At 65.9% G+C, this 14,276-nt stretch carries 10 protein-coding genes; 8 read left to right on the top strand and 2 right to left on the bottom strand.

Annotated features, from left to right (window positions below):
• Positions 1 to 177: 177 nt before the first annotated feature.
• Entirely contained in the window at positions 178 to 321 is a 144-nt protein-coding gene (locus ACYOEI_RS38830; protein WP_462855901.1) for a hypothetical protein, read from the bottom strand.
• Between the two features lie 1,091 nt (positions 322 to 1,412).
• Between ACYOEI_RS38830 and ACYOEI_RS38825 the strand changes: the two genes are divergently transcribed.
• A complete protein-coding gene (locus tag ACYOEI_RS38825; RefSeq protein WP_462855900.1) occupies positions 1,413 to 2,270 on the top strand; it encodes a sigma-70 family RNA polymerase sigma factor in 858 nt (285 codons plus the stop codon).
• Between the two features lie 426 nt (positions 2,271 to 2,696).
• On the opposite strand, the gene ACYOEI_RS38820 is transcribed toward ACYOEI_RS38825, so the two are convergent.
• Complete coding sequence (locus tag ACYOEI_RS38820) at positions 2,697 to 3,599, bottom strand: alpha/beta hydrolase (RefSeq protein ID WP_462855899.1); 903 nt, start codon at positions 3,597 to 3,599, stop codon at positions 2,697 to 2,699.
• 544 nt (positions 3,600 to 4,143) lie between these two features.
• On the opposite strand from ACYOEI_RS38820, the gene ACYOEI_RS38815 reads away from it, so the two are divergent.
• The 7 genes from ACYOEI_RS38815 (at position 4,144) to ACYOEI_RS38785 (ending at position 14,129) form a co-directional block, all read left to right on the top strand.
• Positions 4,144 to 4,719, top strand: coding sequence for a glutathione peroxidase (locus ACYOEI_RS38815; protein WP_462855898.1), 576 nt, complete (start codon positions 4,144 to 4,146; stop codon positions 4,717 to 4,719).
• A gap of 200 nt (positions 4,720 to 4,919) precedes the next feature.
• Positions 4,920 to 7,142, top strand: a complete 2,223-nt coding sequence (locus tag ACYOEI_RS38810) for a PSD1 and planctomycete cytochrome C domain-containing protein (protein WP_462855897.1) — start codon at positions 4,920 to 4,922, stop codon at positions 7,140 to 7,142.
• Positions 7,143 to 7,175: 33 nt separating this feature from the next.
• Complete coding sequence (locus tag ACYOEI_RS38805; RefSeq protein WP_462855896.1) at positions 7,176 to 8,639, top strand: DUF1501 domain-containing protein; 1,464 nt, start codon at positions 7,176 to 7,178, stop codon at positions 8,637 to 8,639.
• 90 nt (positions 8,640 to 8,729) lie between these two features.
• Positions 8,730 to 9,188, top strand: a complete 459-nt coding sequence (locus ACYOEI_RS38800) for a MarR family winged helix-turn-helix transcriptional regulator (RefSeq protein ID WP_462855894.1) — start codon at positions 8,730 to 8,732, stop codon at positions 9,186 to 9,188.
• A gap of 80 nt (positions 9,189 to 9,268) precedes the next feature.
• Entirely contained in the window at positions 9,269 to 10,384 is a 1,116-nt protein-coding gene (locus tag ACYOEI_RS38795; protein ID WP_462855893.1) for an efflux RND transporter periplasmic adaptor subunit, read from the top strand.
• Complete coding sequence (locus tag ACYOEI_RS38790) at positions 10,381 to 13,560, top strand: efflux RND transporter permease subunit (protein WP_462855892.1); 3,180 nt, start codon at positions 10,381 to 10,383, stop codon at positions 13,558 to 13,560. Before ACYOEI_RS38795 ends, ACYOEI_RS38790 begins: the two co-directional genes overlap by 4 nt.
• Positions 13,561 to 13,787: 227 nt before the next feature.
• Positions 13,788 to 14,129 (top strand): YkgJ family cysteine cluster protein, encoded by a 342-nt coding sequence (locus ACYOEI_RS38785; RefSeq protein ID WP_462855891.1) that lies wholly within the window; start codon positions 13,788 to 13,790, stop codon positions 14,127 to 14,129.
• Positions 14,130 to 14,276: the final 147 nt, after the last annotated feature.

Raw genomic sequence — 14,276 nt, 5'->3', positions numbered from 1 at the left:
AAGGCGGTGGGTCGGTCTGTCGAGAACCGAATCGCTTCGGGGTGCAAGTCGCGGGCGGGGCGGTGCCGTCCTGACACCGCCGCGGGTCATTTACGATCATCGGCCGGGGCCCGGCCCGTCGTTGAGGCGAACCCGCGAAACCCACCCAAACCCACCCCGAGAAATCCGCCTCGCCTTTCACTCCTCGACGACCGCCCAGGTTTCCACCGGACGCTCGAGCCGGCGGAATTCGAGGGACGTCTGCCTCGAGAGGTTCTCCAGCAAATCGGCGAGCCGGCCTCGTTCCAGGGACGTGTCGTGCTGCCACCAGCGGACCTTCACCCCCTGGGCCCCGATCGCCTCGTCGACGACGCGAAGGCGGGTAACCGTCGAAATCGAGTCGAGGAGGACTCGATCGTGCCCACGACAACGTCCCGATCCTCCGCGAACCGTCTTCCGGGTCTCCCGAGATTGGTGCCGGCTCGAATCCGATTGTTCCAATTTTTCCGGCAAGAGTCCCGCGGTGACCTAGACTTCATCATGTAGGGAGAGCTCGGCGTCGCGACGGTCCTCGGGAATCTTCGGGAAGGAACCGACGCCAGGACCGGACTGGTCCGGAAAAATTTGGAAAGCTCGGCGCCTCGTCGGTCGTCCTGACGTCACGACGGTGCCTCGGGTGGGAGAGCTCGGCGACGGACCTCGAGGCGAAAACGGGATCTCAACTCACCCTCCCCCCGGAGGAACAACCGGAGCCCGATCGGGGGGACCGATCGCACGCATTTCATAAAAACATCATCACGATTTCAGAAACAATCCAATCCGCCAACGGGCCGCAATGTTTGGCCCGATTGGGCGATATCAACATGACCTGAAAGGCTGCCCGAAACACCCCTCTCCAGGGTGTTGGGACTGGACTTCAATCGCAACGAGACACGGTCAAAAAAAGGGTTTTACGTAAAATCACAAGAACAAGAAGATTGCAAAGCTTCTACAGTCTAGGAAATTTGAGACGGGCAATGCGGATCAGATTTGCGTTCGACCCGACATAGTAGACAAGAAGCAAGACCTGGAGAAAGCGTCTCTCCTTCCCAATTCTGCCGCCCCGGCGAGGGCGTGCATCGCTTTGTCAACCCAATCACCCCAAGAACCGCAGACATCCCAATTTCAAATCCAATGAATTCGTGCTGATAAAACCACAGGCCGATGTGGTCCGCAGAGGCGATGGAGACGAGTGTAAGGGCCGGGTCCGAAGATGACAGAATTAAGCGGTTGACAAACGGAAATTATCATCCTAGGCTCGAATTGAATGACAGCCGACCGGCCGCACGGATCCGTCATCGGGCCCGATTTTTTGACGCTGGGGTGCCGAGTAGAGATCCCACATCTTGCGGCCTTCCCGCAAGCTTCGACGGCGACCTTTGGAGCGACCCGCGATGCCAGCCCGCGCCTACCGTCGAGATTTGAACAACTACTCGCCATTGCAGATCTATCTTCACGACATCAACAGCACCCCGCTCCTTTCGGCGCAGGAGGAGCGGGAGCTGGCCGAGCGCGTGGCGACGGGCGATCCGTACGCACGCGACCACATGGTCAAGGCCAATCTCCGCCTGGTCGTGAACCTGGCGCGGGGCTACCTCGGCAAGGGGTTGTCCCTGGAGGACCTGATCGAGGAGGGGAACCTCGGGTTGATGCGGGCCGTCGAGGGGTATGACGGCACGAGGGATATCCGGTTCAGCACCTACGCCAGCTACTGGATCAAGCAGTCGATCCGGCGGGCCGTCATGAACAACGGCAAGCCGATCCGACTCCCCGCCTACATGGTGACCTTGCTCTCGAAATGGAAGCGGGTCAATGACGGGCTGACCGAGCGCCTGGGACGGGCCCCGACGCCCGAGGAGATCGGCAAGGCCCTCCGGCTCTCCAAGAAGAAAGTCGGAATCGTCTCCAACGCGATCCGGATCAACAACCTGACCCCGCACTCGGACAACTCCGACGAAGACGGCATGACGCTCGACGACATGCTGACCGACGAGCGGAGCAAGTCGCCCGACGCCCTCATGATCGAGTCGGATGACCTCGAACTGGTCCTCGCCGGACTCGAGGCGCTCGATGAACGCGAGGCGACGGTCATCAAGATGCGCTTCGGGCTCGAACCTTACGCCCCCATGACGCTCCGCGAAGTCGGCGAGAACCTCAGCCTGACCCGCGAACGCGTCCGACAACTGGAAAGCCAGGCGCTCATGAAGCTGATCACCTCGATGAGCCATACCGACCGATCCATCGGCCGCTGACGTACAGACGAACGAAGTCCGGAATCGTCCTCCCGCCCTCGGGCGGCCCTCACCGAATCCACTCCCCTCCGCGGGGAACTCGGCCCCGGATGGCCGACGACACGTCCTCGCCGATCCCTCCGCCCTCCTTTACATCCTCTTCCATACCGCTCGAATCGGCCCGCAGGATGCGGGCCGGGACGTGGCCTTTGCTCAATGCGCCATCGATGAAACACGGATTTAGCGAAGGGAAAATTTATCCGCAGATGAGGCCGATAGACGCAGATGAAAATCAAATGAATTCGTTAAAATTTACATCTTCGTCTACCTGCCTCATCTCCGGATCGTTGCGTTCCTCTTCTTTATCCGTCCCGTCACCGAGGTGGGCGGTTGTGGGCGCATTCGATTCGATTCGAGACGACCGCTCGATCGAGTGACGCCGTGCGTTCATTCGCGAAGGTAGCCGAGCGAAGCGAGGAAGGCCTCTTCGCGGCGCAGGGCGTCGGCGCCGGCGACCGGGTCGGCGTCGAAGTCCTTGTACTGGACTTTGAGGTTACGCGTGAGCAGGTGGCCGACGCGAGGGTAGATCTTGAGCGTGCAGCGGGCACCGGCCTTCTCGGCGGCGGCCTGGAAGGCGACCGCGTCGGGTGTATGTACGATCGAATCCTCCTCTCCCTGGAGGATCAAGGTCGGCGGGAGGGCGCCGGAGATGAACTCCGAGGGGGAGTAGCGGGCGGGGTTCCCCTTCCCCTTCATGAGTCCCTGGAAATAGGGGTCGTGAGCCATGTTGAGGGCCGGCGAGAACAGGACGAGGGCGTCGGGACGTGCGTCCCGGGGGATCATCCGCTCGCGGATGGTGGGCAGGGTCGCCGCGCAGGCGACCAGATGTCCCCCCGCCGACACGCCGTACCCCGCGACCCGCGTCGGGTCGATCCCGAACCGACCGGCATTCTCCCGGGCCCAGGTGAACGCCGCGCACGTGTCCTCGACCGCGTCGATCGGCGAGAGCGGGTCGTGGGCGAGCCGATAGTCGACGGAGATCGCCACCATCCCCTTCGCGGCGAAGTCGCGGGCCCTCCCGAACAACCACGCCGCCTCGCCGAGCGTCCACGCCCCCCCGTGGAACATCAGGATCGCCGGCCGCTTATTGCCGGCGTCCTTCGGCGAGAAGACGTAGGCCTTGAGGGCCTTCCCGTCGGCTTCGCGATACGTGAACGCATCCGGCCCGGTGCTCGTCGGCACCGCCGCCCCCTCGCCCCTCGCCGGGGCGCCCGGGTTCTGGAGGGACCACGCCAATAGGGTCGCAAGGATGAACGATCGATGCGTGCAAAGCGATTGCAACATAGCCATGTCCTGCGGCTCCCGTTGATCGGATCGAGCCCATCGGCCTTGACTCGATCCACATCCAAGGTGGGCTCGAGCAGGGATGGCACCGCCCGAGAGCTTCCACAACGGTCGGCGACGACTTTGAACGGCCGCCCGCGAATCGCGTCGCTCCTCTTCTACCGAAGAGGCACAGTCGAAGTCCTCCCCTCTCGCTGGCCTTCAGCCCCATCGGAACATCATCATTCACTAATATTTTTATTACTTTAAATATTATCACGTATTCGATTTTCGGTTGAATTGCAACACCGAGACCGGAACGTTTGGCGACACCTGCCCGCATTTCCAAGGCCCTTGCTTCGCGAAACGCGGCCAATTCAACACGTCGTCACGCCACAAAACGCAACACCATTTCTTCACAATACGTCGGCCACGGAATCCATTTCGACTATCATCAAGTTTCCAACCATGGAGGGCGACCGGGGGCCGACCCCCTTGATTTGGCGGGGAGGGGCCCAAATAATGGGCCGTTTTGAGCGATGGCCACATACCACGTTGAGGATTCACCACCATGCTGCGTCGCGTCGTTCCGATGTTCGCCCTGGCCCTGGTCGCGGGCCTGACCGTGTCGGCGGGCTGGGCTGCGGAGAAGGCCATGTCGGTTCTCGACTTCAAGCTGAAGAACATCGAAGGTCAGGAAACCGACCTCTCGAAGTACAAGGGCGACGTCCTCCTCGTCGTCAACGTCGCCAGCAAGTGCGGCCTGACCCCGCAGTACGAGGGGCTCGAGGAGGTCTACGAGAAGTACAAGGGCAAGGGCTTCCAGGTCCTCGCCTTCCCGGCCAACGAGTTCGGCAAGCAGGAGCCCGGCTCGGACTCCGAGATCAAGGCGTTCTGCACGAAGAACTACGGCGTCACCTTCCCGGTCTTCTCGAAGATCGTCGTCAAGGGCGAGGGGATCCACCCCCTCTACACCTACCTGACGAAGGAGACCCCCTCGACCTACCAGGGCCCGATCGCGTGGAACTTCACCAAGTTCCTGGTCAACCGCAAGGGTGAAGTCATCGCCCGGTTCGAGCCCAAGGTGACCCCGGACGCGGAGAACGTCACCAAGGCCATCGAGGCCGCCCTGGCCGAGAGCAAGTAAGTCAGCGGCCCATCCATCGACTCGGTTCCCCTCGACGACCCCTCGACGCGTCAACGCGTCGAGGGGTCGTTCCATTTCCCGGCCTCCGCGGCGCCATCGACGGATCTCGGGGTGTTGTCCCGATCTCGGGGCCGATGATAAGATCATCGAATCTTGATCGTCCCTCGACGATCCCTCCCTCTCCCTCGAGGCAGACCGACATGTCCAACGCCCGGCCCTCGAAGAGGTTCGTCTTGCGCCTGGCGCTGGCCGTCGTCGCCTCGTGGTCGTGGCCATCCGGCCCCGCGGCCCTGGCCGATCCGGGACAGGCAGCGAAGGCCTTCGACGCCGAGGTCGCCCCGATCCTGGCGCAGCACTGCCTGGAATGCCACGGCCGGTCGTTGCAGAAGGGGAAGCTCGTCCTCTCGACCGAGTCCAAGGCCAGGGCCGGCGGGGAAAACGGCCCGGCCATCGTGCCCGGCAAGCCGGACGAGAGCCTCCTCTGCGAATACGTCGAGTCGGGGGAGATGCCCAAGGACCGCCCTCGCCTGAGCGACATCGAGGTGAAAACCCTCAGGCGCTGGATCGCCTCGGGGGCGACGTGGGGGACGCCGGAAATCGACCCGTTCCTGGCGACGACCGGCCGGCGGGGCGGCTACGACTGGTGGTCGCTCCAGCCGATCCGGAAGCCCGAGCCCCCCGCCTGCCGCGACAACGGCTGGGTGAGGAATGACATCGACCGGTTCATCCTCGCCGGACTCGAGGCGAAGGACCTGCACCCCGCACCCGAAGCCGACCGGCGGACCCTGATCCGCCGCCTCTCGTTCGACCTGACCGGCCTCCCCCCCTCGCCCGAGGAGGTCGAGCGGTTTGTCGCCGACCGTAACCCGAAGGCCTACGAGGCGCTCGTCGATCAACTCCTTAGGTCCCCCCAGTATGGGGAGCGCTGGGCGCGGCACTGGCTGGACGTCGTCCGGTTCGGCGAGAGCCAGGGGTTCGAGCGGAACCACGTCCGCGACAACGCCTGGCGCTATCGCGACTGGGTGATCTCGGCATTCAACCGCGACATGCGCTTCGACGAGTTCGTCCGACAGCAAATCGCCGGCGACGTCCTGCACCCGGACGACCTCGGGTCCTTGATCGCCACCGGCTACCTCGTCTGCGGGACCTGGGACATGGTCGCGCACGAGCAGGGCTCAACCGAGATGCAGAAGGCGGCGCGGTTCGACGAGTTGGAGGACCTCGTCGGCACGCTCGGTCAGGCCTTCCTCGGCCTGACGATCCACTGTGCCCGCTGCCACGACCACAAGTTCGACCCGATCTCGCAGAAAGAATACTACCAGGTCGCCGCCCTGCTCGGCGGGGTGAACCAGGGGGCGAAGGAGCGCGCGATGATCAATCTCCGCGCGACTCCCGACCAGCCCAAGTTCGCGGGGGTGGCGCACGTGGTCGTCCCCCGACAGCCGCCGGCCTATGCCGTGCTCGAGCGGGGCGACTACCGGAAGCCCGGCGAGGTCGTCGCCCCGGCCGGACTCCGGGCCCTCTCCGGCGTCTCGGGCGACTTCGCCCTGGTCCCGAACGCACCCGAGGCGAAGCGCCGCCAGGCCCTCGCCCGATGGCTGACCGACCCGCGCAACCCTTTGACGGCGCGCGTCTTCGTCAACCGGCTGTGGTACTACCACCTCGGCCAGGGGCTCGTCGAGACGCCGAGCGACTTCGGCTTCAACGGGGGCCGCCCCAGCCATCCGGAGCTCCTCGACTCGCTCGCCTCGAGGTTCATCGGGGGGGGCTGGAAGGTGAAGGACATCCACCGCCTGATCGTCACCTCCGCCACGTATCGCCAGGACTCGAGGGTCCGCAACGACCGCGCCGAAGGGGTCGACTCCGACAACCGCCTGCTCTGGCGGGCCAACCGGAGGCGGCTGGAGGGCGAAGCCGTCCGCGACGCCACCCTGGCGGTCGCCGGCGCCCTCAACCCGACCGTCGGCGGGCCGAGCTTCCTCGACGTCGCCCTCAACCGGCAAGGGGCCAACTCCAGCTACGAGTTCGGCGGCCCGACCGGCGAGTTCTCCGACGCGGTCAACCGTCGGACGATCTATCGCCTCTGGGCCCGCTCGGGGAATCTCCCCATGCTCGAGGCGTTCGACTGCCCCGACCCCTCGGTGATGTCGCCCAAGAGGACCCGCACGACCACGCCGATCCAGGCCCTTTCGCTGTCGAACAACGCCTTCATGGAAGCGTGCGCGAAGCGGTTCGCCGAGCGACTCCGCCGCGACGCGGGCCATGACGCCGGCCGGCAGGTCGAACGCGCCTGGAACCTGGCCTTCGCCCGGGCCCCGGACGACCGAGAGCGTCGGGCCTCCCGCGCGTTCCTCGACGAGAACGGGCTCGAGCAGCTCTGCCTCGTCCTGTTCAACGCGAACGAATTCCTGTTCATCAACTGACGCGATCGGCCCCACGTCCCGAGGAGTCTCCCCATGGATCGCGAACCCGAGACGTGGCCGTCCCAGGCCACTCGCCGAGACTTCCTCCGCGACGCCGTCTTCGGATTGCCCGCGGTCGCCGTGGCCGACCTCCTCTTGCGCGGGGGCGACCTCCGCGCGGCCGTCGCCGATGCGCCAAACCATCCCGGCACCCACTTCGAGCCGAAGGCCCGGCACGTCATCCACATCTTCCTCGGCGGGGGCCTCAGCCACGTCGACTCGTTCGACCACAAGCCCGAGCTGGAGAAGTATCACGGCAAGGACATGCCCGAGCGCTTCGGCAAGGCCGACGTGTTTTTCGGCAAGGTCGGCCGGCTCCACAAGGCGCACTATGCGTTCAAGAAGCGTGGAGAAAGCGGCCTCTGGGTCTCCGACCTGTTCCCGGGCCTGGCCGGGGTGGCGGACGAGCTGACGGTGATCAACTCGATGGTCGCGGAGACGGCGAATCACATCCCGGGGATCTTCCAGGCGAACACGGGGTTCCGCCAGATGGGTTTCCCGGCGATGGGGTCGTGGCTGTCGTACGGCCTGGGGACCGAGGCCGAGAGCCTCCCCGCCTTCGTGGTCCTGCCCGACGCCCGAGGGATCCCGAGCGCGGCGGGCGGGGCGTTCAACTGGGCGAGCGGCTTCCTCCCCGCCGAACACCAGGGGGTCGCCTTCCAGACCCGCGGAGGCCCCCCCGTCCTCGATCTCCAGCCGGCCGGGGGCGCCTCGGCTTCGCTCCAATCGAAACGACTGGGGCTCCTCAAAGAGCTCGACGCGATCCATCTCGAGTCCCAGACCCAGACCGACCCCCTGGCCGCCCGGATCCGGAGTTATGAGCTGGCGGCGAAGATGCAGTCGGCGATCCCCGAGGCGACCAACTTCGCCGACGAGCCTGCGCACATCCGGGCGCTCTACGGGCTCGACCGGGACGAGTGCCGCGACGCCGCCCGCAGTTGCCTGATCGCCCGGCGGCTGGTCGAGCGCGGCGTCCGGATGGTCCAGGTCTGGACCGGCGACGGCATCTCCTGGGACGCCCACGAGGACATCACCGGCCTCGGCTACAAGAGCCATACCGGCGAGGCCCGCCGCATCGACCATCCCGTCGCCGGCCTGATCCGCGACCTCAAGCAGCGTGGGCTGCTCGACTCGACCCTCGTCATGATCTCGACCGAATTCGGCCGGACCCCGTTCGCCCAGGCCGACCAGGGCAAGCTCAGCCGAGGACGCGACCACCACCCCCAGGCCTTCACCAACATCCTCGCCGGCGCCGGCCTCAAGAAGGGCTTCGCCTTCGGGGCCACCGACGAGCTCGGCTACGCCTCGGTGAAGGATCCGGTGACGACCTACGACCTCCACGCGACCGTCCTCCACCTGCTGGGCATCGACCACGAACGCCTCACCTTCTATCACGACGGCATCCAAAGACGTCTCACCAATGTCCATGGATCCGTCATCAAGGGCGTGCTCTCCTGAGCTGCCCCATCCGGGGCGGCTCGCCCGGTCCCCGCACAACGAATCGCGAGCGGACTTGACTCCGGCCGAAGTCGTATATACAACTTAACTATGAAGCGGAATATCCCCACTCCCGAAGTCATCGGCCGGATCGCCTCCGACTGCATCGCCGTGCGAGTGCGCCTGATCAACCGGGTACTGACGGCGATCTACGACGAGGCGCTCAGGCCCCACGGCCTGAGGGTGAGCCAGGGGAACATCCTGGTCGCGGTGGCCCGGATGGGCGAGGCCCGGCCCGCGGAAATCTGCCGGCTGCTCCGCCTGGAGAAGTCCACGCTCAGCCGCGATGTCGAGATCATGAAGCGAAAGGGCTGGCTGGAGTCGGCCCCCCCCGATGGGGGAAGGAACCAGGTGCTCCGGGTCACGCCGGAGGGGATGAAGGTCCTGGCCAAATCCCACTCCGCCTGGGAATCCGCCCAGACCGAGGCCAGTCGCCTGCTCGGCGAATCGGGCGTCGACGCCCTCCACAAGATCGCCGAACGGCTCGGCCTCAGGACGCACACCGACTGAGCGTGCCGCCGACCAGCGTAAGTTCGGCGGTACGCCTGTGGCCCCATTTGTTGTAGATACAACCCATAAAAGGTCACAATATGCATGCGCGACTGAAGTTTATGATCGTTGCGGGCGTCATCGGATCGGCGGCCGTTGTCACGATCGCGGGAGACCGGCTGCATGGCTCCGTCAGCTCGAGCGCCAAGGTCGGGTCGGAGCCGACTCCCCGGCACGTCCGCGTCCAGGAGGTTCGCGACGAGGGGACGAGTTCCGAGCAGACGTATACGGGGGTAGTCCGGGCCCGTTACGAGACCGACCTGGCCTTCCGGGTCGGCGGGAAGGTGGTGACCCGACACGTCGAGGTTGGCCAGCGGGTCAGGCCCGGGCAGGCGCTGTACCGGCTCGACGCGGAGGACTACGAGCTCGCCGTGAAGGCGGCCGAGGCCGATCTCGTCGCGGCCGAGGCCGAGGTGAAGGTCACGATCGTCGAGCACGAACGCCGGGTCGAATTGCGGAAGTCTGGGGCGGCCAGCCTGTCGGAGTTCGACAAGACCCTGTCGGATCGCGACGTGGCCCTCGGCAAGCGAGACCGGGCCACCAAGATGCTCGCCCTGGCGCGGAATCGGCTCTCCTACTGCACCCTGGCGGCCGAGGCCGCGGGGGTGATCACGGCCCTGCCGGTCGAGGTTGGGCAGGTCGTGGCCGAGGGACAACCGGTCGCCCGACTCGCCCGGGATGGGGGGCGAGAGGCGGTGGTCAGCCTGCCCGAGAACCGGGTCGACGTGGCACGGTCGGCGCCGGCGAGCGTCACACTGTGGTCGAGCCCGGGCAAGTCCATCCCCGCGCAACTTCGCGAGCTGTCGCCGAGCGCCGACCCGACGACGAGGACCTACCAGGCCCGCTTTTCGATGCCGGGCGCCGGCCCTGAGGTCGAGCTCGGCATGACCGCGACGGTCCACCTCGCACCGAACCACGCGGCGCGAGGGTTCGTGCTCCCGCTCTCGTCGCTCTCCGGTCGAGGGGATCGGCCGGCGGTCTGGGTGGTGGGCCGCAAGGCCGGGCGTCCGACGCTGACGCCGGTCGAGGTGCGGGAGTATCGGCAGGAGTCGGTGGTCATCGCCAAGGGCCTCAAGCCGGGCGACCTCGTGGTGACGGCCGGCGTCCAGAAGATCGACCCGGTGGTGCCCGTGCTCCCCTGGGAGGACCGACGATGAAGGGCCTCAACCTGTCCGAATGGGCCGTCAAGCATCCGGCCTTCGTGCTCTTCCTCATCCTGGCCTGCGGCGCCGCCGGCGTGCAGGCCTACGTCGGGATCGGGCGGGCGGAAGACCCCTCGTTCACGATCAAGACGATGGTCGTCGCGGCGGAATGGCCCGGGGCGACGAGCGAGGAGGTCCAAAGGCAGGTGGCCGACCCGATCGAGGAGAAGCTCCAGGAGACCCCTTATCTCGACTACCTCAAGACCTACTGCCTACCCGGCCGGGTCCTGATCCAGGTCTGGCTCAAGGACACGACCCCGCCGAAAGCCGTGCCCGACGCCTGGTACCAGGTCCGCAAGAAGATCGGCGACATCCGGAGCACCTTGCCCGAAGGGGTCCGCGGGCCGATCATGGACGACGAGTACGGCGACGTCTATTCGGCCGTCTACGCCTTCACGGGGGCGGACTATTCCCCGGCCGAGCTCAAGCGAGTCGCCGAGGATGCCCGCCAGCGCTTCCTGCGGGTCAAGGACGTCAACAAAGTCGTCCTGATCGCCGACCGTCCGGAGAAGGTGTTCGTCGAGTTCTCGCACAAGAAGCTGGCGACCCTCGGAGTCACGCCGCAGCAGGTCTTCGAGAGCCTCAGGCAGCAGAACGCGGTCACGCCGGCGGGGAGCGTGGACACGCCGACCGACCGGGTCTACGTCCGGGTGGAGGGGCCGTTCGACGCCGCCGAGAAGGTGCGGTCGGTGCCGGTCCAGGCCGGCGGCCGAGTGTTCCGCGTCGGGGACATCGCCGACGTCCGCAGGGGATATGAAGACCCGCCGACGTTCACCATGCGGCACAACGGCATGCCGGCCGTCGGCCTCGGGGTGGCGATGGTCGAGGGGGGGAACGTCCTGCATCTCGGGCATGCCCTGGAGGCCGAGCTCGAGCGGATCAAGGCCGACCTCCCGGCCGGGATCGACGTCCACTGGGTCGCCTTCCAGCCGCACGTGGTCGAGGAGTCGGTCGGCGAATTCATCCGGTCGTTCTTCGAGGCCCTGGCCATCGTCCTGGTGATGAGCTTCCTGAGCCTGGGCTGGCGCACCGGCGTGGTGGTGGCGCTCAGCGTCCCGCTCGTGCTCGCCATCGTCCTCGTGGTCATGAATACGTCGGGAATGAACCTCGACCGCATCAGCCTGGGGGCGTTGATCCTGGCCCTCGGCCTGCTGGTGGACGACGCCATCATCGCGGTCGAGATGATGGTGGTGAAGATGGAGGAAGGGTGGGACCGCGTGCGGGCGGCCACGTTCGCCTGGACGTCGACGGCCTTCCCCATGCTGTCGGGGACGCTCATCACCGTGGCCGGGTTCCTCCCGATCGGGTTCGCCAGGTCCGTCGCCGGCGAATACGCCGGCGGGATCTTCTGGGTCGTCGGGATTTCCCTGGTTGCCTCGTGGTGCGTGGCCGTCGTCTTTACTCCATACCTGGGGGTAAAGCTGCTCCCTGACTATAGCCACAGGCCGCACCACGACCCGTACCACACCCGCTTTTACCGGGGACTCCGCTGGGCGATCACCGCCTGCGTGCGGCGTCCCGTGGCCGTCGTCGGGATCACGGTGCTCGGCTTCGCCACCGCGGTCGTCGGCTTCGGGAAGCTCGAGCAGCAGTTCTTCCCCCAATCGTCGCGGCCGGAGTTGATGGTCGAGTTGAGGCTGCCCGAGGGGGCGTCCTTCCCGGCGACCGAGGCGGAGGTGGCGAAGCTCGAGAAGCGGCTCGTCGGCGACGAGGACATCGCCCACTTCACGGCCTACACGGGGGCCGGCTCGCCCCGGTTCTACCTCGCGCTGAACCCCGACCTGCCGAACGCCAACTTCGCCAAGGTTGTGATCCTCACCAAGGGCCCCGAGGCTCGCGAGCGGTTGCGGTCGAAGCTGCTCACGCTTTTCAGCTCGGACGGGGAGTTCGCCCTCCCTCGAGGGCGCGTCGTCCGGCTTGATTTCGGCCCTCCGGTCGGATTCCCGGTCCAGTTCCGGGTCGTCGGACCCGACCCGGCGCGGGTCCGACAGATCGCGTACCAGGTCCGTGACATCGTCCGAGAGGAGCCGAAGACGAGGGACACCCAGCTCGAGTGGGACGAGTCCTCGAAGGTGGTGAGCATGAAGCTCGACCAGGACCGTGCCCGACTGTTGGGGCTCACCCCGATGGACGCCGCCCTCACGTTGCAAACCCTGCTCATCGGCACCACGGTCTCCCAGTATCGCGAGGGGAGGGAGCTCATCGACGTCGTGGCCCGGGCGATCCCCGAGGAGCGGCTCAAGCTCGACTCCCTGCCCGACCTGACCCTCATCACGCCGGCCGGCAAGGCCGTGCCGCTCGCCCAGGTGGCGACCCTTTCCTACGAGCAGGAGGAGCCCATCCTCTGGCGGCGGAACCGGGACACCGTGCTGACGGTCCGGGCCGACGTGGTCGACGGCGTGCAGGCCCCGGACGTGACGGCCGCCATCCTCCCCCGCCTCGAAGCCGTCAAGTCGGCGCTCCCCTCGGGCTATCGGATCGACACGGGAGGCGCCGTCGAGGAGAGCCAGAAGGCCAACGACGCGCTGTTCGGCGTGTTCCCCCTGATGATCCTCGTCATGCTGACCCTCCTGATGGCCCAGGTGCAGAGCTTCAAGAAGCTATTCCTGGTGTTCGCCATCTCGCCGCTCGGGCTGATCGGAGCGGTCGCTTTCATGCTGTTCTTTCACGCCCCCTTCGGCTTCAACGCGCTTCTTGGAGTCATCGCCCTGGCGGGGATGGACATGCGGAATTCGGTGATCCTGATCGACCAGATCGAGCACGACTTGGCGGGCGGGATGTCGGCCTGGGAGGCCGTCATCGAGTCTTCCGTGCGTCGGGCACGGCCGGTCCTGCTGACCGCCGCGACCGCCATCCTCGCGATGATTCCCTTGACGCGAAGCGTCTTCTGGGGCCCCATGGCGATCGCGATCATGGGAGGGCTGACGGTGGCGACGTTCCTCACCCTCATCAACCTGCCGGCGCTCTACGTCCTGCTCTTCAGGGTGAAGCCGACGACCCCGGCGCCGCAAGGCTCGGTCGTGCATCAAGAGACGACGCTGCGTCCCATGCACGCCCCGGAGCCGGCGAATGGGACCGCGGCCCGGGCAGGGCTCGAACCAAAAATGCCTAAACATATTAATATTCTATAACTATTTTCGTTGTTCCCAGAAAATAGTTGCCAGGGCCAAGGGCGATGAATTGACAAGCAGATCGCTCGCATGAGAAGGTGCCCGTCCCGAAACCTGTTTTCTACCTAAAAAACGGGTTTCTGACGCCCTCGACGTCGACAACCCCTCACGGGATGTCATGGTGGATCCCCACAGAAACCCGTTTTTAAGAAAGAAAACAGGTTTCGGGACAGGGTCAACGCGGGACAATGCCCAGGCCGCTCTCCATCATCGAGTCGTGCGAAGGCTGCGGGGCTTGCTGCCGGGTGGTGACCCAACCCCCGTTCGTCCGCCGACTCGACGGCGAGGGTGAAGAGGCCTGGGAACGTCTCCGTTGGGACCACCCGGAGCTCCTGGCCGCGATCCTCGAGCAGGAACGTGAGCGCAAGCAGAGCGGCGCACCGTCTTTTGGGACACCCTGCCTCTGGTTCGACGCTACGCTCGGCCGCTGCCGCCACTACGATTATCGCCCGAGGGCCTGCCGCGAGTTCGCCCTCGGCGGCGTCGATTGCCACGACGCTCGAAGGCGGGCAGGCCTCGCCTCGCCTTAAGTTTTGTTAACAACTCCACTAATCTTGCCTCAACGCGACCTATCCAAGCCGTAACCCGGCCGGAGGAGCCGCGTCGCCGCATTTCGTACGCCCACATCCTCTTCCGTATCGATGCCGTAGACACGGCATGACTTAATGCCCCGTAGC

The sequence above is a fragment of the Singulisphaera rosea genome (assembly GCF_054877945.1).
This window is presented reverse-complemented; position numbering and strand designations above follow the sequence as displayed.

Coding starts and splice junctions, on each gene's coding strand:
- ACYOEI_RS38785 (WP_462855891.1), top strand. CDS start 13,788: ATGCCCAGGCCGCTCTCCATCATCGAGTCGTGCGAAGGCTGCGGGGCT.
- ACYOEI_RS38795 (WP_462855893.1), top strand. CDS start 9,269: ATGCATGCGCGACTGAAGTTTATGATCGTTGCGGGCGTCATCGGATCG.
- ACYOEI_RS38825 (WP_462855900.1), top strand. CDS start 1,413: ATGCCAGCCCGCGCCTACCGTCGAGATTTGAACAACTACTCGCCATTG.
- ACYOEI_RS38820 (WP_462855899.1), bottom strand. CDS start 3,599: ATGGCTATGTTGCAATCGCTTTGCACGCATCGATCGTTCATCCTTGCG.
- ACYOEI_RS38810 (WP_462855897.1), top strand. CDS start 4,920: ATGTCCAACGCCCGGCCCTCGAAGAGGTTCGTCTTGCGCCTGGCGCTG.
- ACYOEI_RS38805 (WP_462855896.1), top strand. CDS start 7,176: ATGGATCGCGAACCCGAGACGTGGCCGTCCCAGGCCACTCGCCGAGAC.
- ACYOEI_RS38815 (WP_462855898.1), top strand. CDS start 4,144: ATGCTGCGTCGCGTCGTTCCGATGTTCGCCCTGGCCCTGGTCGCGGGC.
- ACYOEI_RS38790 (WP_462855892.1), top strand. CDS start 10,381: ATGAAGGGCCTCAACCTGTCCGAATGGGCCGTCAAGCATCCGGCCTTC.
- ACYOEI_RS38800 (WP_462855894.1), top strand. CDS start 8,730: ATGAAGCGGAATATCCCCACTCCCGAAGTCATCGGCCGGATCGCCTCC.